14 protein-coding genes and 1 pseudogene are annotated in these 18,889 nt (G+C 64.3%); 7 read left to right on the top strand and 8 right to left on the bottom strand.

Annotated features, from left to right (window positions below; translation table 11 throughout):
• The first annotated feature begins 638 nt into the window (after positions 1-638).
• On the top strand, positions 639-1,460 hold the full coding sequence (locus P0D89_RS08180) for an alpha/beta fold hydrolase (protein ID WP_408358798.1): 822 nt from the start codon (positions 639-641) through the stop codon (positions 1,458-1,460).
• 207 nt (positions 1,461-1,667) lie between these two features.
• Here the strand turns inward: P0D89_RS08180 and P0D89_RS08175 are convergent, their stop codons facing one another.
• Positions 1,668-2,207, bottom strand: a complete 540-nt coding sequence (locus P0D89_RS08175) for a DUF2867 domain-containing protein (protein ID WP_408358797.1) — start codon at positions 2,205-2,207, stop codon at positions 1,668-1,670.
• Positions 2,208-2,627: 420 nt separating this feature from the next.
• Here P0D89_RS08175 and P0D89_RS08170 point away from each other — a divergent pair, with 420 nt between their 5' ends.
• Both P0D89_RS08170 and P0D89_RS08165 read left to right on the top strand, forming a co-directional pair.
• The gene (locus tag P0D89_RS08170) at positions 2,628-3,464 is read left to right on the top strand and encodes an NAD-dependent epimerase/dehydratase family protein (RefSeq protein ID WP_408358795.1); all 837 of its coding nucleotides are present in this window, start codon (positions 2,628-2,630) and stop codon (positions 3,462-3,464) included.
• A gap of 27 nt (positions 3,465-3,491) precedes the next feature.
• Positions 3,492-4,793: an MFS transporter gene (locus tag P0D89_RS08165; RefSeq protein ID WP_408358793.1), complete on the top strand. Its 1,302-nt coding sequence runs from the start codon at positions 3,492-3,494 to the stop codon at positions 4,791-4,793.
• Positions 4,794-4,843: 50 nt separating this feature from the next.
• On the opposite strand, the gene P0D89_RS08160 is transcribed toward P0D89_RS08165, so the two are convergent.
• The 4 genes and pseudogenes from P0D89_RS08160 to garL all read right to left on the bottom strand — a co-directional run bounded on the left by P0D89_RS08160 (position 4,844) and on the right by garL (position 9,448).
• A complete protein-coding gene (locus P0D89_RS08160) occupies positions 4,844-5,236 on the bottom strand; it encodes a hypothetical protein (RefSeq protein ID WP_408376409.1) in 393 nt (130 codons plus the stop codon).
• 189 nt (positions 5,237-5,425) lie between these two features.
• Positions 5,426-7,363, bottom strand: a complete 1,938-nt coding sequence (locus P0D89_RS08155; protein ID WP_408358915.1) for a glycoside hydrolase family 28 protein — start codon at positions 7,361-7,363, stop codon at positions 5,426-5,428.
• A 324-nt stretch (positions 7,364-7,687) separates the two neighbouring features.
• Positions 7,688-8,599, bottom strand: a pseudogene (locus tag P0D89_RS08150) (2-hydroxy-3-oxopropionate reductase); the annotation flags it as partial.
• Positions 8,600-8,647: 48 nt separating this feature from the next.
• The gene (garL, locus tag P0D89_RS08145) at positions 8,648-9,448 is read right to left on the bottom strand and encodes a 2-dehydro-3-deoxyglucarate aldolase (protein WP_408358789.1); all 801 of its coding nucleotides are present in this window, start codon (positions 9,446-9,448) and stop codon (positions 8,648-8,650) included.
• A 224-nt stretch (positions 9,449-9,672) separates the two neighbouring features.
• Here garL and P0D89_RS08140 point away from each other — a divergent pair, with 224 nt between their 5' ends.
• Positions 9,673-11,256 (top strand): aldehyde dehydrogenase (NADP(+)), encoded by a 1,584-nt coding sequence (locus P0D89_RS08140; protein WP_408358787.1) that lies wholly within the window; start codon positions 9,673-9,675, stop codon positions 11,254-11,256.
• A 136-nt stretch (positions 11,257-11,392) separates the two neighbouring features.
• Here the strand turns inward: P0D89_RS08140 and P0D89_RS08135 are convergent, their stop codons facing one another.
• From P0D89_RS08135 to kdgD, 3 genes are all read right to left on the bottom strand, one after another.
• Positions 11,393-12,136, bottom strand: a complete 744-nt coding sequence (locus P0D89_RS08135; RefSeq protein ID WP_408358785.1) for a FadR/GntR family transcriptional regulator — start codon at positions 12,134-12,136, stop codon at positions 11,393-11,395.
• A 198-nt stretch (positions 12,137-12,334) separates the two neighbouring features.
• Positions 12,335-13,693, bottom strand: coding sequence for an MFS transporter (locus P0D89_RS08130; protein WP_408358783.1), 1,359 nt, complete (start codon positions 13,691-13,693; stop codon positions 12,335-12,337).
• 290 nt (positions 13,694-13,983) lie between these two features.
• Complete coding sequence (gene kdgD, locus P0D89_RS08125) at positions 13,984-14,901, bottom strand: 5-dehydro-4-deoxyglucarate dehydratase (RefSeq protein ID WP_408376408.1); 918 nt, start codon at positions 14,899-14,901, stop codon at positions 13,984-13,986.
• Positions 14,902-15,126: 225 nt separating this feature from the next.
• On the opposite strand from kdgD, the gene garD reads away from it, so the two are divergent.
• From garD to P0D89_RS08110, 3 genes are all read left to right on the top strand, one after another.
• Positions 15,127-16,716 carry a galactarate dehydratase gene (gene garD, locus P0D89_RS08120; protein WP_408358779.1) on the top strand — a complete coding sequence of 530 codons (1,590 nt, stop codon included), beginning with the start codon at positions 15,127-15,129 and terminating at the stop codon, positions 16,714-16,716.
• A gap of 65 nt (positions 16,717-16,781) precedes the next feature.
• Entirely contained in the window at positions 16,782-17,624 is an 843-nt protein-coding gene (locus tag P0D89_RS08115; protein WP_408358777.1) for an NAD-dependent epimerase/dehydratase family protein, read from the top strand.
• Positions 17,621-18,556, top strand: coding sequence for an SMP-30/gluconolactonase/LRE family protein (locus tag P0D89_RS08110; protein WP_408358775.1), 936 nt, complete (start codon positions 17,621-17,623; stop codon positions 18,554-18,556). The genes P0D89_RS08115 and P0D89_RS08110 overlap by 4 nt, the downstream gene beginning before the upstream one ends.
• Positions 18,557-18,889: the final 333 nt, after the last annotated feature.

Genomic DNA, 18,889 nt, shown 5'->3' with positions numbered 1-18,889 from the left:
AAAACCGCCTTGTTTTACGTGGCTTTTAAGTTTTTCGGGCGCAAGGCATTGATGCGTATCAAGTTTTTATGATCGACTTGCGGGGTGCGTCAGGTCTGCCTGGGCTGAAACTGCGTCAATCAACCGCGCTGCAGCAATGCGGCGCGCAACGCTTCGTCGCGCTTCACCGCCTTCGGGCACGCCGGTTCGCAGCGACGCGGCTTGCCTGTGAGTCGCTCGACTTCGCCATGTCAGTCGCACAGGTTGGCGCGGCTGCGCCGGCGGCGGGTCGGTGTTCGTCGTCAACCGACAATCCGTCCGTCCGAACCGACTTCCGCCCTCGCGCCGGCTAGCCATCGGACGAGTTAGCCTCTACCATGCACGAAGCCAACTGGCCGTGTTGCCGGGCAGATTCACGCTCGAGCGGCACGTACGCCGCGTAGCCATCAAGTCGTTATTCCCCGTTATTCGTTTCGAATAGTCATGCCGACGCGCCCGTGAGCAAAACCTGCGGCGCGCGCCGCGAATCCGTCATGAAAATGCAGCGCAGCTTGGGCCGTGCCTGAACGGGCGTCCTGTCATGCGCCGCGCGTATGTTCGAGAGCCAAGCTTCATCCACCTGCCGGCGACGGCAGACTTCATCCACCAGGAGTCAGCAGATGAGCACGATCAAGACGAAAGACGGTACGGCAATTTTCTACAAGGACTGGGGCAAAGGGCGCCCGGTCGTGTTCTCGCACGGCTGGCCGTTGACCGCGGACGCGTGGGATGCGCAGATGCTGTTCCTCGGCAGCAAGGGCTTTCGCGTGATCGCGCATGACCGCCGCGGTCACGGCAGGTCCGAGCAAACGTGGGACGGCAACGACATGGACACCTACGCCGACGATCTCGCCGCGCTGATCGAACATCTCGATCTGAAGGACGCCACGCTGGTCGGCCATTCGACCGGTGGTGGCGAAGTGGCGCACTACATCGGCCGGCATGGCACGCAGCGCGTCGCGAAGGCTGTGCTGATCGGCGCGGTGCCGCCGCTGATGGTGAAGACCGACAACAATCCGAACGGTACGCCGATCGACGTGTTCGACGGCATCCGCAAGGGCGTGGTCGACGATCGCTCGCAGTTTTTCAAGGACCTGGGGATGCCGTTCTATGGCTACAACCGGCCGGACGCGAAGGTGTCGCAGGGCGTGATCGATTCGTTCTGGCGGCAGGGCATGGCCGGCTCGATCAAGGGGCTGTACGACTGCATCAAGCAGTTCTCCGAAGTGGACTACACGGAAGATCTGAAGAAGATCGACGTGCCGACCCTGGTGTTGCACGGCGACGATGACCAGATCGTGCCGATCGACGCGGCGGGCCGGCAGACCGCGAAGATCGTGAAAAACGCGACGCTGAAGGTATATCCGCGCGGCCAGCACGGCATGTGCACGGTCGAGGCCGACAAGGTGAATGCGGACCTGCTGGAGTTTATCGGCTCGTGATGCGGTGATGCGCGCTAGCCCGGGTGCAAGCGCGAATGAGGCGGGCGGCGCGAGCGGGCGGTGATGGCCGCGCCGTGCCGCCCGCATCCGCGACCGCATCCGCGACCGCGACCGCGTTTACCTTGGTCCTAAACCTCGCGCGTCATGATCCATGCATCCAGGCGCGCGCCTCGAACTCCGCACTCGTTCACCGGATACTCGCGCCGCTCACGCAGTCGGCCAGCCGACGCGCGCCGCTCGCCGCAATGCCGAGCGCACCACCAGCCGGTGGAACGGCGCGATCGCGAGAATATAAAAACGCCCGAGCCTGTTATGGCAATGCACGACGGTCGACAGCACCAGATAGCGCGAACGGCCGTCGCGCGTATGACGGGTTTGCTGCAGCACCGACACCCGGAAGTCCAGATGACTGTCGTTCTCGCCGAGAATGATTTCGTGCGCGCTGCGCGTGAAGATCCTGAAGATGTCGACGCGCTCACGCGAGCCGCCCGAACCTTGCGAGCGCAGCTGCTTCGTCGTCTTGAGCCCGACGCGCGCGACGAGCGCATCGCGCAATGCCAGCAGTTTCGCCACCCAGCCCGCCTGATGCGCGAACAGAAAGCGCGCCAGCAATTCCGGGTCGTCGATCGCGTTGTCGGGCAGGCGGACCGCATATGCGTCGGCGAGATCCGGCGCGTTGTACAGCCTCGCGACGGCGGATTCGGTCGGCAGGCCGACGGCTTGCACTGAGCGGTTGGTGTTGGGCATCGTGACGTGCTGTACTGGAAATGAAGCGGGCTCCAAGGGGGGCGAGCGGCGACTACGGTGGCGATGGCGGCGTAGCCGTTTCACGCGTGCATCAGCGGGACAAGTCTACGCGTGCTTGCGGGCGGCTGCCGCGGCTGGGATCGGCGCGGTGCGAGGATGACGGCATCGCAGGGAAAAACTTTAGCCTTTAGTTATACGACATCACATAAATAAGGTAGACCTATGTACCTGTTTGGCAAAGAAAAGCGTTTTTTGCTCACGGTGGACCAAGGGTAAATGCCGAGTTGAAATCCGCTTTTGCATCGTTGATAGTACGTTATCGTACAACTAACGCAGGTTACGCAGGCGCCATCCGCCGTCGCCCGACCGCTAGCTGTACCCCCAGTTCGATTGCGCGCGGCGCAGTAAAGGAACCCCCTTATGAAAAAGATTGCCCTGAGTGGCGCAGGCGGCCAGCTCGGCTCCGTCGTGCGCGCTGCAATGATTGCGCGCGGCACGCCGCTGCGTTCGGCGGCCGGCTCGAAAGCCCTGACACCTCTCGTCGAAGGCGAGGACGTGATGCACGGCGACCTGCGCGATCCGGCGGTCGTCGATCGTCTGCTCGAAGGCGTGGACGTGCTGATCCACTTCGCGGGAACGAGCGTCGAGCGCCCGCTGCCGGAAATCATCGAGAACAATCTGCGCGGCCTGGTCGAGGTGTACGAGGGCGCACGCCGGCAACGCGTGAAGCGCATCGTGTTCGCCAGCTCGAATCACGCGATCGGCATGTACCCGCTCACCGAGCGGCTCGCGCTCGACTGCGAGCTGCGCCCGGACGGCTTCTACGGGCTGAGCAAGGTGTGGGGCGAAGCGCTCGCGCGCATGTACTGGGACAAGCACGGTATCGAGAGTGTGTGCGTGCGCATCGGCAGCTGCCTTGATCGGCCGACCGAACCGCGCCACCTGAGCACCTGGTTCGGCCATCGTGACCTGATGCACTTCCTCGACCGCTGCGTCGAAGCAGAAAACGTCGGCTTCCTGACCATCTGGGGTGTGTCGGCCAACACGCGCAGCTGGTGGGACAACAGCGGCGCCGAGCGTCTGGGTTATCAGCCGACCCAGAATTCCGAAGACTACGCCGCGGAGATCCTGGCGCGGCCGAATCCGCTCGACGCGTTGGGTCAACGCTTCCAGGGCGGCAGCTTTGTCGGTATCGACTATTCGCGCGACGACGCAGGTTCGGACGGTTCCGCCGCGCAAGCAGCACGGCCGGTCTGACAGGCGCGGCATTACGAGGAGACAGTCATGAGAATCAAGGGTATCCGCTGGTGGATGGTCAGTCTGGTTGCGGCCGGGCTCATCATCAATTACCTCGCGCGCAATACGCTGTCGGTCGCTGCACCGACGTTGATGAAGGACCTCAACATCACCACCGAGCAGTACGCTCACGTGGTCGTCGCATGGCAGCTTTGCTATGCGTTCATGCAGCCGGTCGCGGGCTTCGTGCTCGACACCGTCGGCACCAAGCTCGGCTTTGCGGCGTTCGCGCTCGCCTGGTCGCTGGCGTGCGCGGCGGCCGCGTGGGCCACGGGCTGGCGCAGCCTCGCGTTTTTCCGCGGCTTGCTCGGCCTGGCCGAAGCGGCGGGCATTCCGGCTGGCGTGAAGGCGACGAGCGAATGGTTTCCGGCCAAGGAACGCTCGGTGGCGATCGGCTGGTTCAACATCGGCTCGTCGATCGGCGCATTGCTGGCGCCGCCGCTGGTGGTCTGGGCGCTGTTGCGCGGGCAGTGGCAACTGGCGTTCGTGATCGTCGGCGTCGCGGGGATCGTCTGGAGCGTGCTGTGGATGGTGCTGTACAAGCATCCGCGCAAGCAGAAGCTGCTGGGCGAGCAGGAGCGCGAGTACATCCTCAGCGGGCAGGAAGCGAAGCATAGCGACGCCGGCGTACCGAAGCGCAGCTGGCGCGCAATGCTGGTCAGCCGTGACTTCTGGGCAATCGGTATTCCGCGCATTCTGTCCGAGCCGGCCTGGCAGACCTTCAACGCGTGGATTCCGCTCTACATGATGACCGAGCGTCATATGAACCTGAAGGAAGTCGCGCTGTTTGCATGGATGCCGTTTCTGGCCGCGGACATCGGCTGCGTGCTCGGCGGTTATCTGAGCCCGCTGTTCCACAAGTACGCGAAGGTCTCGCTGTTCACGTCGCGCAAGATGGTGTTCGTGGTCGGCGCGTTGTTCATGATCGGACCGGCGTGTGTCGGTCTGGTGGCGAGTCCGTATATGGCGGTGGCGTTGCTGTGCGTCGGCGGTTTCGCGCACCAGACGCTGTCGGGTGCGTTGTACGCGATCACGTCCGATATGTTCGGCAAGAACGAAGTCGCCACTGCGACGGGTATGGGCGGCATGGCAGGCTATCTCGGCGCGGCGGCATTCACGGCACTGTTCGGCGTGCTGGTCACGCAGATCGGTTACAGCCCGTTGTTCGTGGTGCTGGCCGTATTCGACCTGATTGCCGCCGTCGTGGTGTGCCTGCTGGCGAAAAACCCCGGCAAGATGCCCGAGCCGAAGTGGACGGCAACGGGTACGGCGGCTGTTGGCGCGAAGTAAACGATGGTGGATCCGCTTGGTTAGATCGAGCGGAGCGGTGCCCTGTCCTGCTATAGGTTGAAAGCTTTGTGGTGGTAAAAAAACGCCCGATGTACTTCATCGGGCGTTCTGCATTTTAATGACTGATGCGGACGTTCCTTGTTGTGGATCCGCACTGACTGCCTGACCATCGCGGCGCGCCTGGCGCAGGTGGGCGGGCTTGCGCAAGAGCGGTTCCGTCTTGAGCGTGCCATGCATTCGCCTAGCGGATTCAATACCGGCTGCCGTTCTCCAGCGGCACGCAGTTCGATCATTTCGATCACCGCGCCATTCGATCGGAAAAGATCCTGAAGCCGCTCGATGCTGGTGATTCGCATGCCGTGCATGCGGCACATGAAAGCCTTCGCGCAGTTGTTCCCGTCTGAAAGATGTTTTTTTGAATTGCCGGGCTGGTGCTGCGACAAACAGGCATGCCATCTGAGCGTTCGTCAGCGGCGCTGCGCTTCGAGGTAACTGATGTCGTTTCTTGGCTGCTACTCTTGTCCAGTCAGATTCGCGACCCGGTGCGGCTCAATGCAGCCCCGTGCGTACGGACTGCAGCGCACAAGAAAGCGGGGCGAAGGACAATGCCCTTCGCCCCGGCGGGTTCGCGCTTACCGCTGATCGACGACCGTCGTGTTATAGGTCGTCGAGCCGATCACGACGTTGTTCAACTTGATGCCGTTGACGTTGTACGCGTAGATCGGTCCCGGCGTGCTCGCGCTAGCCGGTCCGGCGCACACGGCCGTGCCAAGATTGCAGTTCGAGATCGTGACGCCGGTGATCGGCGGAACGGTCGGCGCCGGAGTAGGGCCGTTGTAGTCGAAAGCGACCGGCCCCTGTGCGACGATCGCCTGGAAGCACGAGCCCGTCGCGCCATTGACCGTCACGTTGCTTGCCTGCACGTTCGAGATGTTGACGTTCTGCACCACCGCCGGACGGGTCCGGATCGCATCGTTGGCAGGCTGGTAGTCGCAGTCGAACGTAATCAGCCCGCCCTGGGCCGCCGACGGGTTGGCCGCCGTCGCCGTGACCACGCCGAGCGGCACGGTGCCGTTGATCGGACTGCCGCTCAGCAACGCGCTGCCGTAGCCCGCGCCTTTCAGGCTGACGCCGTTGGGCAGCGTGACCGTATCGACATAGAAGTTCTTCACGAAGCCGCCGCGATTCATGTTCGTCTTGATGCGAATCGCGATGTTCAGCGGATTGGTCGCCCAGTTCTGATTGAGCATCTGCAGGTTGCGCGCGTAGATGTTCTGCACGCCGCCGCCCATTTCGCTGCCGAGCGTGATGCCGCCGTGGCCGCTATTCATCGTGCAGTTCTGGATCACGTGGTTCTGCGCGGGACCGTATTGCGTGTCGAGATCCTTGCCGGATTTGATCGCGATGCAATCGTCGCCGGTGTTGAAGGTCACGCTGTCGCACAGCACGTTGTCGCACGCGTCCGGATCGAAGCCGTCGTTGTTCGGGCCGATGCTGTTGGTCGTCACGCCGCGAATCACGACGTTCTTGCAATCGGTCGGATGGTGCTGCCAGAACGGCGTGTTGTTGGTGCAGTAGTTCTCCATCAGCACGTTGGTGCAGCCGAGGAATTCGACCATGCACGGCCGCAGGTAATGCCCGACACCGAAGATCCGCTTGGCGATCGGAACCCCCGCCTCGGATAGCGCGGGCAGGTAGTTCTGGTCCTCCTGCCACGGCGTGGTCGGGCTCGTCAGCTGCGCGTAGAGCGCGTCGGAAATGGCCGGCGCGGCGGTCTTCAGATCGACGTTGTTCGGATTGAGGTAAGCCTGCGACGGTGTCGACGAATTCACGCAGCCGTATGCCCCGTTCGATCCCTTGAAGGTCCACCAGCAGGCGGCGGTGTTGCCCGTGCCGGTGAACGGCGTCATGGCCTGACCGTTGAGCACCGAGGTGGCGTCTTCGCCGGTCAGCGCGATGTTGGTCTGGTTGCGCGCGTAGACCGGCGAGCCGAAGTTCAGGCAGTCGTTGGCCTGCCAGCGGCTAAAGAACAGCTTGCCGTTGGCGCCGCAGTCGACGGGGCCGTCCTTCGCGTAGTCGGCGGGATTCGGGCTGAAGTAAATCGTGCAGTTCGCGCTGAGGTGGAAGTTCACATTGCTCAACAGCACGATCGGTCCGGCGCAGTACCACGTGCCGGACGGCACGATCACGCGGCCGCCGCCCGCCGCGTTGCAGGCCTGGATCGCGGCGAGAAACGCGGGCCGCGAATCGAACGAGCCGATGGCGTTGGTGTGCTCCGAGCCGGGGCTCGCGAGCGATGCGGCGCCCGTGTACGGATTGGTCGCGGCGATCACGGAGCAGGGCTGCGCTCCGTACTGGGTGACGAGGTAGTCGCGTGTGGGGAACATCGACTGGGTGATGCTTTTCAGCGACGCGATGATCTGCGTCGCTGCGCCCGAGGTGCCCCAGATCGGATCCTGCACCACCGGCGGCGAGACCGGCGCGGGAGCGTCCGGCTCGCTGACCGAGCCGCCGCACGCGGATAACCCGCCAAGCAGGGTCGCGCCGGCGGACGTGCCGGCCAGCACGATAAACGCGCGGCGTCCGGCCGAGTGCGGTTCGGTCGGGTTCGGGGTTCTCGATGCGGTCCGCTTGCCGTTATTGTTATGCCGGTTTGTCACGGATGTCTCCTTGCCCTTATTGGGCGTTGTCAGTAATCGTGGGTGCTGCCGGGGACGACGGCCCATCGGCGCCGTCTTTCATCAAGATCAGTGATCCTTAATATTTGTAAGGAAAGGCCGGTGACGGTGTCGTCGGGAAGATGTGTTCAGGCCGCGCGCGCACGCACACGCCGCTGTGCCGGCTCCATCTGGATGGAACGGGCGGCGCGGCGAGACGCGCGAACGCGAGCGGCTTTAAGCCGGCTGTTGGCCGATTTCGTGATTGGCGAGCACTTCGAGCGCACGCACCATCGCGGAGTGATCCCACGCCTTGCCGCCGTGGGCCACGCACGCGTTGAACAGCGCCTGGCAAGTGGCGGTGTTCGGCAGCGAAACGCCCAGCGCTTGCGCGGTGGACAGCGCAAGGTTCAGATCCTTCTGATGCAGCTCGATGCGGAAGCCCGGGTCGAAGGTGCGTTTGGTCATGCGCTCGCCGTGCACTTCGAGAATGCGCGACGACGCGAAGCCGCCCATCAGCGCTTCACGCACGCGCGCCGGATCGACACCGGCCTTGGACGCGAGCAGCAGCGCTTCGCCGACCGCTTCGATCGTCGCGGCGACGATCACCTGATTGGCCACCTTGCACACCTGGCCGGCGCCGACCGCGCCGATCAGCGTGACGTTTTTGCCCATCATGTCGAATAGCGGCTTGACGCTGTCGAAGGTCGCGGGTTCGCCTCCCACCATGATGGTCAGCGAGCCGGCCTTGGCGCCCACTTCACCGCCCGACACCGGCGCGTCCAGATAGTCCGCGCCGCGCTCGCGCACACGCGCGGCGAACTCGCGCGTGGCCATCGGCGAGATCGAGCTCATGTCGACCACCGTTTGGCCGGCGCGCAGCGCGCTGGCCAGTCCCTGTTCGCCGAACAGCACGCGTTCGACGTCCGGCGTGTCCGGCACCATGATGAAGATCACGTCGGCCTGCGCGGCGACGGCGGCGGGGCTGTCGCACGCGAGCGCGCCGGCCTGGGTGAGTTCGTCGGGCACGCCGCTGCGCGTGAACGCGGCCAGCGCGACACCGTTCTTGAGAAGGTTGGCGGCCATGGGCTTGCCCATGATGCCGAGTCCGATAAAGCCTGCTTTTTGCATGGAATGCTCCGAAGATGTCGTGGCGGCCGTGCTTGCGGCTGACTTATTCCTGGGTTAGACCCAGATTCAGCCCTGGCCCGCCGGTTTCTGCATGAAGTGTTTCTGAACCGTCTGCGCGGCGTTTTTCAAGAGCCCCATGTCCGCGCAGACCGCGATGATGCGGCAGCCCATCGCCAGATAGCGCTCTGCGTCGGCCTGCACCGGGGCGAGAATGCCGCTCGATTTGCCGGCCGCCTGCGCGCGCTCGAAAACGCGCGCGATCGCCCGTTGTACTTCAGGATGGTTCGGGTTGCCGAGATGGCCGTAGCCGGCCGCGAGATCCGACGGGCCGACGAAGACCGCGTCGACGCCGTCCACCGCGAGAATCTCGTCGATCGAATCGACCGCCTTGCGGCTTTCGATCTGCACGATCACGCAGACGTTGTCGTTGGCTTGCTCGAAGTAGTCACCCACGGTCGCAAAGCGGTTGCCGCGATGGCTCACCGACACGCCGCGAATGCCCTGCGGCGGGTAGCGCGTCGCGGCGACCGCGCGGGCCGCATCGTCGCCGCTTTCGATGAACGGCACGAGGAAATTCGAGAAGCCGCTATCGAGCAGCCGTTTGATGAACACGCTGTCGTTGGCCGGCGGCCGGACGACCGGCGCGCTGGCACTGTCCTTGAGCGACATCAGCTGGGGGATCAGCGTGAGCACGTCGTTGGGCGCGTGTTCGGCGTCCAGCAGCATCCAGTCGAAACCGATAACGCCCAGCAGTTCGGTGACGATCGGGCTGGCGAGCGACGCCCAGCAGCCGATCTGGGTTTCACCACCGCAGACGGCGCGGCGAAAACGATTGGGTAGGGCCTGGTAAGGCGTGACGGCTGGCATGCGATATCTCCTCGAACGGCAATGGATCGGGCGAGTTGCGACGACGGCTATGCGCTATGTTATAGGTCGTCGTATGTCTCGTGCCAGATTAGCACTAGGCTCCCTGATTGTAACGGCCACGTAAACCCGAATTCCCCACCAGGCAAGCGTTTCAGGTTGCGTGCAGGGTGCCTGATGTTGTAGGATGACCTATATCTAGGACGTTCATTTCAAGGAAAGCGAATATGTCTATTACCGGCGAAATGCTGATCGGCCGCCAGGCAGTGCGCGGCGAGGAACAACCACTGCACGCGTTCAATCCCGCCACGGGTTCAGCGATCGCCGAGCCGGTTTTCGGCAGCGGCGGTGTCGCTCAGGTCGAGCGCGCGTGCGAGCTGGCGCAACAGGCGTTCGACCCGTACCGGGCATTGCCGCTCACGGTGCGCGCCGAATTTCTCGAACGCATTGCCGACGGTATCACCGCGCTGGGCGACGCGCTGATCGAGCGCGCGCATCAGGAATCCGGTCTGCCGAAGGCGCGTCTGGAAGGCGAGCGCGGCCGCACGACCGGCCAGCTCAAACTGTTCGCGCAAGTCGTGCGCGCGGGCCAATGGCTCGCCGCGACGCTCGACTCGCCGCTGCCGGAGCGCAAGCCGCTGCCGCGCTCGGATCTGCGCATGCAGAAGATCGCGCTCGGCCCGGTCGCGGTGTTCGGCGCCAGCAACTTCCCGCTCGCGTTTTCGGTGGCGGGCGGCGACACGGCTGCGGCGCTCGCGGCGGGCTGCCCGGTCGTCGTGAAGGCGCATCGCGCGCACCTGGGCACGTCGGAAATGGTCGGCCGGGTGATCCAGCGAGTCGCGCAGGAAATGGACTTGCCTGAAGGTGTGTTCTCGCTGATCGTCGGCGCGGGCAATCTGGTCGGCGAGGCGCTGGTGTCGCATCCGGCGATCAAGGCAGTCGGCTTCACCGGTTCGCGCGCGGGCGGCACGTCGCTGATGCGGGTCGCGGCGGCGCGCGCCGAGCCGATTCCGGTCTACGCGGAAATGAGCAGCATCAACCCCGTGTTCATTCTGCCGAACGCGCTGGCGCAACGTGGCGACAGCATCGCGCGCGGTTTTGTCGATTCGCTCGTGCTCGGCGCGGGCCAGTTCTGTACCAACCCGGGCCTCGCGATCGCGATCGACAGCGACGCGCTGAAGGGCTTTGTCGCCACGGCGTCCGAAGCGCTGGGCGGCAAGCCGGCCCAGACCATGCTGACGGCCGGCATTCACGCGGCGTATCAGGACGGCGAGAGCAAGCTGGCGGCGACCCGTGGCGTCGAGGCAGTGGCGCGCGGCGTCGATGCAACCGGCCCGACGCAGGCGCGCGCGGCGCTGTTCGTGACCGATGCGCTGACATTCCTCGCGAACCCCGCGCTGGAAGACGAAGTGTTCGGCCCGGTATCGACCATCGTGCGCTGCAAGGACGAGCAGGAACTGCTGAAGGTTGCCGAGCACTTTGCGGGCCAGTTGACCGCGACGCTGCAGATGGACAGCGCCGATATCGCCGCAGCGAAGAAGCTGGTGCCGATTCTCGAGCGCAAGGCCGGTCGCATTCTGGTCAACGGCTTCCCGACGGGCGTCGAGGTGTCGCACGCGATGGTGCATGGCGGCCCGTTCCCGGCTACGTCCGACAGCCGCGCGACGTCGGTTGGCACGACGTCGATCGAGCGCTTCCTGCGCCCGGTGTGCTACCAGGACTTCCCGGCGGATCTGCTGCCCGAAGCGCTGGCCGATAGCAACCCGCTGGAGCTGTGGCGTCGTCGCGACGGCGAGATCACGCGCGGTTAAGGATGGTGTTGCGCTCGCGGCCTTGGTAGATGATCACCGGGCTGCGAGCGGAAGCGGAATAAAAAATGGCCGGGGAATTTCCCCGGCCATTTTTTTCCGTGCTGTGTACGTGCAGCACGAGCTTGAACGCGCCGCTTCAGCTATTCGCGTCGGCGGTCTCGTTTGCGCGCCGCAAGCGCTCACGGCTATTGGACAGATGCATGCGCATCGCCGCACGCGCGCCTTCCGCGTCATGCCGCGTGATCGCTTCGAGAATGCTTTCGTGTTCGAGATTGACGAGCGACAGATATGCATCCGGCTCCGCGCGCGCAATGCCCGCCGAGTCGAGCCGGTTGCGCGGAATCAGCGCGCTGCCCATTTGCGTGAGGATGTCGACGAAGTAGCGGTTGCCCGTAGCGCGCGCGACCGAGATATGGAACTGCAAGTCGGCGTCGACACTATCCAGCCCGTTGTGGCGGGTGGCTTCGATCGCGTCGAGCGCGGCGCGCATGCGTGCGAGGTCTTCCGGCTTCGCGCGCTGCGCGGCGAGCCCCGCGCACTCCGTTTCGAGGCTGATACGCAGTTCGAGAATGGACAGCACGTCGCGCAGCGTCGTGGCGGGCACCATGTCGATACCCAGCTTTTCGCGCTGCGGCTCCAGCACAAAGCTGCCGATGCCGTGCCGCGTCTCGATGACCTTGCCTGCCTGCAGGCGTGAAATCGCTTCGCGGATCACCGTGCGGCTCACGCTCAGCGTGACCATCAGTTGTGATTCGGTCGGCAGTTTGTCGCCCGGCTTCAGCGCGTTGGTCGCGATCTGCTCGGTGACGTAACTCACGACGAACTCGGCAAGATTGCGAGCGCGTCGTGGCGGTGCCGCGGATGCCAGTGGTGTAGCCATCGAAAACGCCCCTTGAATCAGATAGTTGCAGATACGCCCTGCAATTCATTATACCGTCGTCTGACGACTGATTATATAAATGCCGGATCATTTTCGGCGCGCGCGCCTTGCATGGCGGAAAAGCGCGCCGTGGGGCGCCAGGCGGAGCAAAGACAGTGCTCGCCCCGACGCCCCGGAAGTACGATAACCACGCGTGAATCAGGCCCGGCGCAGCTCGACCCGCTTGATGTCCTTGACGATCACGAGGTAGCTGAACACCGTGAGCAGCGCGTTCGCGCCGACGAACACCAGCGCGCCGTTGAACGAGCCGGTGCGCGCGACCAGGTAGCCGATCACGATCGGCGTGACGATGCCGGCCACGTTGCCGAACATGTTGAAGATCGCGCCCGACAGGCCGAGCGCTTCCTTCGGCGACGTATCGGCGACGACCGCCCAGCCGAGCGCGCCGATGCCTTTGCCGAAGAACGCGAGCGACATCAGCGCGACCACGATCCAGTCGGTCGACACGTAGTTGCAGCCGATGATGCTCACCGACAACAGCATGCCGCCGACGATCGGCACCTTGCGCGCGACCGTCAGCGAACAGCCGCGCCGGATCAGCCCGTCCGACAGCACGCCGCCGAGCACGCCGCCCGAGAAGCCGCAGATCGCCGGCAGCGACGCCACGAGGCCCGCTTGCAGGATCGTCATGCCGCGCGCCTGCACGAGGTAGATCGGAAACCAGGTCAGGAAGAAGTAGGTCAGCACGTTGATGCAGTACTGCGCGAGATAGACCCCGAGCAGCATGCGGTTACCGAGCAGTTGACGCACCAGCGACCAGCCGCCGGCGTTTTCGATCGCGTTCGAGCGCGCATTCTCGTTGCCATGGTGGCCGGTGACGACGCCGCCGCCGTTCTGGATGTACTCCAGTTCGGCGCGCGAGACGCGCGGGTGGTCGGCGGGATTCTTCATCACCTTCAGCCACGTGAGCGCGAGCACGAGCCCGATCGCGCCCATCACGACGTAGACCGCCTGCCAGCCGAACGCGTGGGTGAGCCACGCCATCAGCGGCGTGAACACGACCGCGGCGAAATATTGCGCCGCATTGAAAATGGCCGAGGCGGTGCCGCGTTCGTTGGTCGGAAACCAGCTCGCCACCACCTTGGCGTTAGCCGGGAACGCCGGCGATTCCGCCGCGCCCATCGCGAAACGCAGCACGAACAGCGCGGCCACGGCTGCGCCCGCGCTGCCAAGCAGGCCGATCGAGCTTTGCAGCAGCGTGAAGAGAGACCACAGGAAAATGCTCGCCGCGTACACGCGCCGCGCGCCGAAGCGGTCCAGCAGCCAGCCGGCCGGCAGTTGCGACAGCACGTAGGCCCAGCTGAACGCGGAGAAAATGTAGCCCATGCGGATCGCGTCGAAGCTGAACGCGGTGCGCATCGCCGAGCCGGTCACCGAGAGCGTCGCGCGGTCCGCGTAATTGAGCGTGGTGATCAGAAAGATCAGCAGCAGGATCGCGTAGCGGACTTTGGTGCGCGTGGCGGCGTCGGCGGGATTCGCCGTGCGGCTCATGTCCATGGTCATCTCCTGAAATTGTTATGCAAGGGAGTGGGCTCCCTGGCCGGGCGGTGCAATCGGCGCCTTGGCCCTGGTCGATACGTTGGCCGATTAAGGACGGTGCGGCTGCGCGTGAAGCGTCGCGCGCGGCGCTCCGTTCGCGTGAAGCTGTGGGCGCCGGCATGCAACGCCTGTCGCGCTACAAAAAACGCCCGGCGACGTTGCCGTCCCGGGCGCTCGTTGCGTGGCCGTCCGTGCGGCCTTTTCGCATGTGTCTGCCGGATGTTCATCCCGGCAGTTGCGCCGGCGAATTACTGCGGTCCGAGCTTCTTGATGAGCGCGTCGAGCTGCTCCATCTCTTCGCCGGTCAGGTCGGTCAGGGGCGCGCGCACCGGGCCGGCGCTATGGCCGACCAGCTTTGCACCTGCCTTCACGATGCTGACCGCGTAGCCTGCGCGGCGGTTGCGGATCTTCAGGTACGGCAGGAAGAATTCGTCGATCAGCTTGCCGACCGTTGCGTGGTCGTCCGCGGCGATTGCGCGGTAGAAGTCCATCGCGGTCTTCGGAATGAAGTTGAACACCGCCGACGAGTACACCGGTACGCCCAGCGCCTTGTAGGCCGCGGCGTAGACTTCCGCGGTCGGCAGGCCGCCGAGGTAGGAGAAACGGTCGCCCAGACGGCGGCGGATCGTCACCATGTTTTCGATCTCGCCCACACCGTCCTTGAAGCCGATCAGGTTCGGGCAGCGCTCCGCCAGACCTTCGAGCATGTCGGCGTTCAGCTTCGAGTTCGCGCGGTTGTAAATGATCACGCCCATGTTCGGCACGGCCTTGCAGACTTCTTCAGCGTGCGCGGCGATACCTTCCTGGCAGGCTTCCGTCAGGTAGTGCGGCATCAGCAGAATGCCGTTCGCGCCGTGGCGCTCGGCTTCCTTCGCATACGCGATCGCGACGCGGGTCGGGCCGCCGGCGCCGGCCAGGATCGGCACCTTGCCTTTGCAGACTTCGGTTGCGGTGCGCACGACATTCGAATAGTCGTCGTGCGTCAGCGAGAAGAATTCGCCCGTGCCGCCGGCGACGAACAGCGCCGAAGCGCCGTACGGCGCGAGCCATTCGAGACGTTCCGCATACGTGTCGGCGCGGAAATCGCCTTGTGCGTCAAAGTCGGTAACGGGGAAGGACAGAAGACCTTCCGAAACGATCTGCTTCAGTTCCTGCGGTGTCGTCATGATGAGTATCCGGGCGTCGGTTTGAGTCGATTAGTTAGAGATTCCATCGAAATGGAGATTTCTTATACGTCATCGTACAACAACAAAACGGCTAACTCAACGGGGTTTTCGCGGCATAATGGTTGTCATAGGGTAAATACGGAACATCCTCGCCAACTTTCATGTTGTAGGATGACGTATGAATCGCTGGCGCAGCAGGCGTACAAGGCCAAAAGGATCGATGCAATGGAACAATCTCCGCTCTACATTCGCGTTCACCCCAATGACAATGTCGCGATCGTCGTCAACGACGGCGGTCTGGGTGAGGGCGCCGTTTTCCCCGATGGCCTGGCGCTGCGCGAGCGCGTACCGCAAGGGCACAAGGTCGCGCTCGCCGATCTGGCCGAAGGCGACGAGGTCATCCGCTATAACGTGGTGATCGGCTACGCGCTCAAGGCGCTGCCCAAGGGCAGCTGGATCAACGAACACGTGATCCGCATGCCCAGTCCCCCGGGACTCGAAGACCTGCCGATCGCCACGATCAAGGCGCCGGAGATGCCGCCGCTGGAAGGCTACACGTTCGAGGGCTACCGCAATGCGGACGGCTCGGTCGGCTCGCGCAACATTCTCGCGATCACGACCACCGTGCAATGCGTGGCCGACGTGGTCGAGCACGCGGTTACTCGCATCAAGGCCGAGCTGCTGCGGAACTACCCGAATGTCGACGACGTGGTGGGCCTCGGTCACACGTACGGCTGCGGCGTCGCGATCGACGCGCCCGACGCGATGGTACCGATTCGCACCGTGCGCAACATCGCCCTGAATCCGAACTTCGGCGGCGAAGTGATGATGGTCAGCCTCGGCTGCGAGAAGCTCCAGCCCGAGCGCCTGATGCCGCCCGGCACGATTCCGATCGCGGCAGCTGCGAATGTCGGCGAAGTCGCGGACATCGGCGAGGTCGCCGCCGACCAGAATGGCGACGTGGTGGTGCTGCAGGACGAGGCGCACGTCGGCTTCCAGTCGATGATCGAATCGATCATGCGAACCGCCGAAGGCCATCTGAGGCGCCTGAACAACCGTCGCCGCGAAACCTGCCCGGCGTCGGATCTCGTAATCGGCGTGCAATGCGGCGGCAGCGACGCGTTCTCCGGACTGACCGCGAACCCCGCCGTGGGTTTCGCCACCGACCTGTTGGTGCGCGCCGGCGCGACGGTGATGTTCTCGGAAGTCACGGAAGTGCGCGACGGCGTCGATCAGCTGACGGCGCGCGCGGCCAACGCGGACGTCGCCGCGGCGATCATCCGGGAAATGCAGTGGTACGACGATTATCTGAAGCGCGGCGGCGCTGACCGCAGTGCGAACACCACGCCGGGCAACAAGAAGGGCGGTCTGTCGAACATCGTCGAAAAGGCGATGGGCTCGATTATCAAGTCGGGCAATTCGGCGATCTCCGGGGTTCTGTCGCCCGGTGAAAAGGTGCGCCAGAAGGGCTTGATCTACGCGGCCACGCCGGCGAGCGATTTCATCTGCGGCACGCTGCAACTCGCCGCGGGCATCAACCTGCACGTGTTCACCACCGGCCGCGGCACGCCGTATAGCCTCGCCGAAGTGCCCGTCATCAAGGTCGCGACGCGCTCGGATCTCGCGCGCCGCTGGCATGATCTGATGGACATCAACGCCGGCACGATCGCCACCGGCGCGGCGTCGATCGAAGAGGTGGGCTGGGAGTTGTTCCGCCTGATGCTCGACGTCGCCAGCGGGCGCAAACAGACTTGCGCGGAAAAGCTCAAGCTGCACAACGCGTTGACGCTGTTCAACCCGGCGCCGGTGACCTGATTCCCGGCGGCGCGGTTTGCCCGTTGCCCCAAGCTGATCCGATTGCAATCACATAACAGAAAGACATGACTGACTCGAATCCTGACCGCCTTGCGGCACAAAAACCTTTCCGCCGTCTGCTGCTGACGGGCGCCGCGGGCAACCTCGGCAAACAGTTGCGCGGCGCGCTCGCCGCATGGGCCGATGTCGTGCGCGTGACCGATATCGCGCCGCTCGGCGAAGTGGCGGCCCATGAAGAAGCGTCCGTCGTCGATCTCGCCGACGAAGCTGCGGTGCACGCGTTGCTCGAAGGCGTGGACGCGGTGATCCATCTCGGCGGCATTTCCGTCGAAGCGCCGTTCGAAGACCTGCTCGAAGCGAATATCCGCGGCCTGTACAACCTGTACTCGGCGGCGCAGAAGCAGGGCGTGAAGCGCATCATCTACGCCAGCTCAAATCACGCGGTGGGTTTCCATCCGGTGACTTCGGTGGTCGATGTCGACGCGCCGCTGCGTCCCGATAGTCTGTATGGCGTGACCAAGTGCTTCGGCGAATCGCTATCGCGCTATTACTTCGACCGCTTCGGGCTGGAGACGGTGTGCCTGCGAATCGGCTCGTCGTTCGAGCAGCCGAAGAACCCGCGCATGCTTGTCACCTATCTGAGCTACCGCGACTTCATCGAACTGGTGCGCTGCTCGCTGCTGACCAACCGCGTCGGCCACGCGATCGTCTACGGCGTGTCGAACAACCGTATCTCGTGGGTGGACAACACGAAGGCGGCGTTCCTCGGCTTCCGTCCGCAGGACAGCTCGGCGAAATTCGAGCACCTGTTCCCGGCCGGCGCCCCCGACGCGAACTTCGACGATCCGACCCAACTGTTCCAGGGCGGCCCATTCGTGCTCGCCGGTCCGATGGAGCCGAAACGGTGAGCGCCCCGCAGAATCCGCGCGTGGAACGGCTCGAAGGAGCGGGGCAGGCGCCGGCGTTAGTCGGTGAAAGCCCGGTCTGGCGAGCGGCGGAACAGGCGCTCTACTGGGTGGACATCCCGGCGCGGAAGATCGTGCGGCTGCGGGTCGAGTCGGGCGAACGCTCGGAATGGGTGTTGGCGGAGCAGGTCGCCTGCATCGCGTTCGACCGTCACGGCACGGTGCTGGGCGGCTGTGACACCGGACTCTTCGCGATCACGCTGAGCGAAGCGGCGCAAGCCGGCAGCGGCGGACCGCTCGCGGCAAGCATGCGCAAGCTCGCCGCGCCGGAGTTCGGTGCCGAGGGCATGCGCTTTAACGACGGCCGTTGCGACCGGCAAGGCCGCTTCTGGTCCGGCACGATGGTGCAGAACATGGCGGCGGCCAACCCGGCCGGCGCGCTGTACCGCTTCGATGCGCAAGGCGTGTTGTCGGCACCGGTGGTCGACGCGCTGATCACGCAGAACGGCCTCGGCTGGTCGCCGGACGGCACGACCATGTATCTGTCGGACTCGCATCCGTTGCGCCGGCTGATCTGGGCGTTCGACTACGACATCGAGTCGGGCGAGCCGCGCAATCGGCGCGTGTTCGCCGATCTGCATCATCACGCGGGCCGTCCCGACGGCGCGGCGGTGGACGCCGACGGCTGCTACTGGATCTGCGCGAACGACGCGGGCCTGCTGCTGCGCTTCACGCCGCACGGCAAGCTCGACCGGCAAGTGCCGGTGCCGCCCACCAAGCCCGCGATGTGCGCGTTCGGCGGGCGCGATCTGGATACGCTGTTTGTCACCTCGATTCGCCCCGGCGCGGGCGCGAGCGAGCACGACGGCCATCTGTTCGCGTTGCGTCCCGATGTAACCGGCTTGCCGGAGCCCGAATTCGCAGGCGTGCTGTAAGGTAGCTTGTACGCAATGAACGCCGGGCAGAGGTTTTGCCCGGCGCTTTGCTTTCAGATTGCTAATTAATTCATCACTCGTCGTACAACACTGTGGCGTATAGACCACGGTCGGCGATGACTTTCCACGAAAAAACCGAGCGCTGCGATTCGCCGTCGATATCTCCCCCATTTCTCCCCCCAAGCGGCGCGGGGCTTGGCGGGCACGCATCGGCCGATTCTGCGGGTAAATACTGTCTGTACAATTTAAACAGCGTTTTATAGACTTCTTCGTATGTCGTCGTACAACATATAAGCCCAAACAAATTCCTTTCTTTGAATTTTGGGATTGCAG

Origin of the sequence: Paraburkholderia sp. RL18-085-BIA-A, assembly GCF_046027075.1 — a bacterium.
Classification (GTDB): Bacteria; Pseudomonadota; Gammaproteobacteria; order Burkholderiales; family Burkholderiaceae; genus Paraburkholderia.
The sequence above is the reverse complement of the archived record's forward strand: the minus strand, read 5'-3'. Positions and strand labels throughout refer to the sequence as shown.

Excerpts from the sequence above, each read along its gene's own strand:
- P0D89_RS08130 (WP_408358783.1), bottom strand. The coding sequence starts at position 13,693 with ATGGACATGAGCCGCACGGCGAATCCCGCCGACGCCGCCACGCGCACC.
- P0D89_RS08165 (WP_408358793.1), top strand. The coding sequence starts at position 3,492 with ATGAGAATCAAGGGTATCCGCTGGTGGATGGTCAGTCTGGTTGCGGCC.
- garD (WP_408358779.1), top strand. The coding sequence starts at position 15,127 with ATGGAACAATCTCCGCTCTACATTCGCGTTCACCCCAATGACAATGTC.
- P0D89_RS08115 (WP_408358777.1), top strand. The coding sequence starts at position 16,782 with ATGACTGACTCGAATCCTGACCGCCTTGCGGCACAAAAACCTTTCCGC.
- P0D89_RS08140 (WP_408358787.1), top strand. The coding sequence starts at position 9,673 with ATGTCTATTACCGGCGAAATGCTGATCGGCCGCCAGGCAGTGCGCGGC.
- P0D89_RS08175 (WP_408358797.1), bottom strand. The coding sequence starts at position 2,207 with ATGCCCAACACCAACCGCTCAGTGCAAGCCGTCGGCCTGCCGACCGAA.
- garL (WP_408358789.1), bottom strand. The coding sequence starts at position 9,448 with ATGCCAGCCGTCACGCCTTACCAGGCCCTACCCAATCGTTTTCGCCGC.
- P0D89_RS08135 (WP_408358785.1), bottom strand. The coding sequence starts at position 12,136 with ATGGCTACACCACTGGCATCCGCGGCACCGCCACGACGCGCTCGCAAT.
- P0D89_RS08180 (WP_408358798.1), top strand. The coding sequence starts at position 639 with ATGAGCACGATCAAGACGAAAGACGGTACGGCAATTTTCTACAAGGAC.
- P0D89_RS08170 (WP_408358795.1), top strand. The coding sequence starts at position 2,628 with ATGAAAAAGATTGCCCTGAGTGGCGCAGGCGGCCAGCTCGGCTCCGTC.
- kdgD (WP_408376408.1), bottom strand. The coding sequence starts at position 14,901 with ATGACGACACCGCAGGAACTGAAGCAGATCGTTTCGGAAGGTCTTCTG.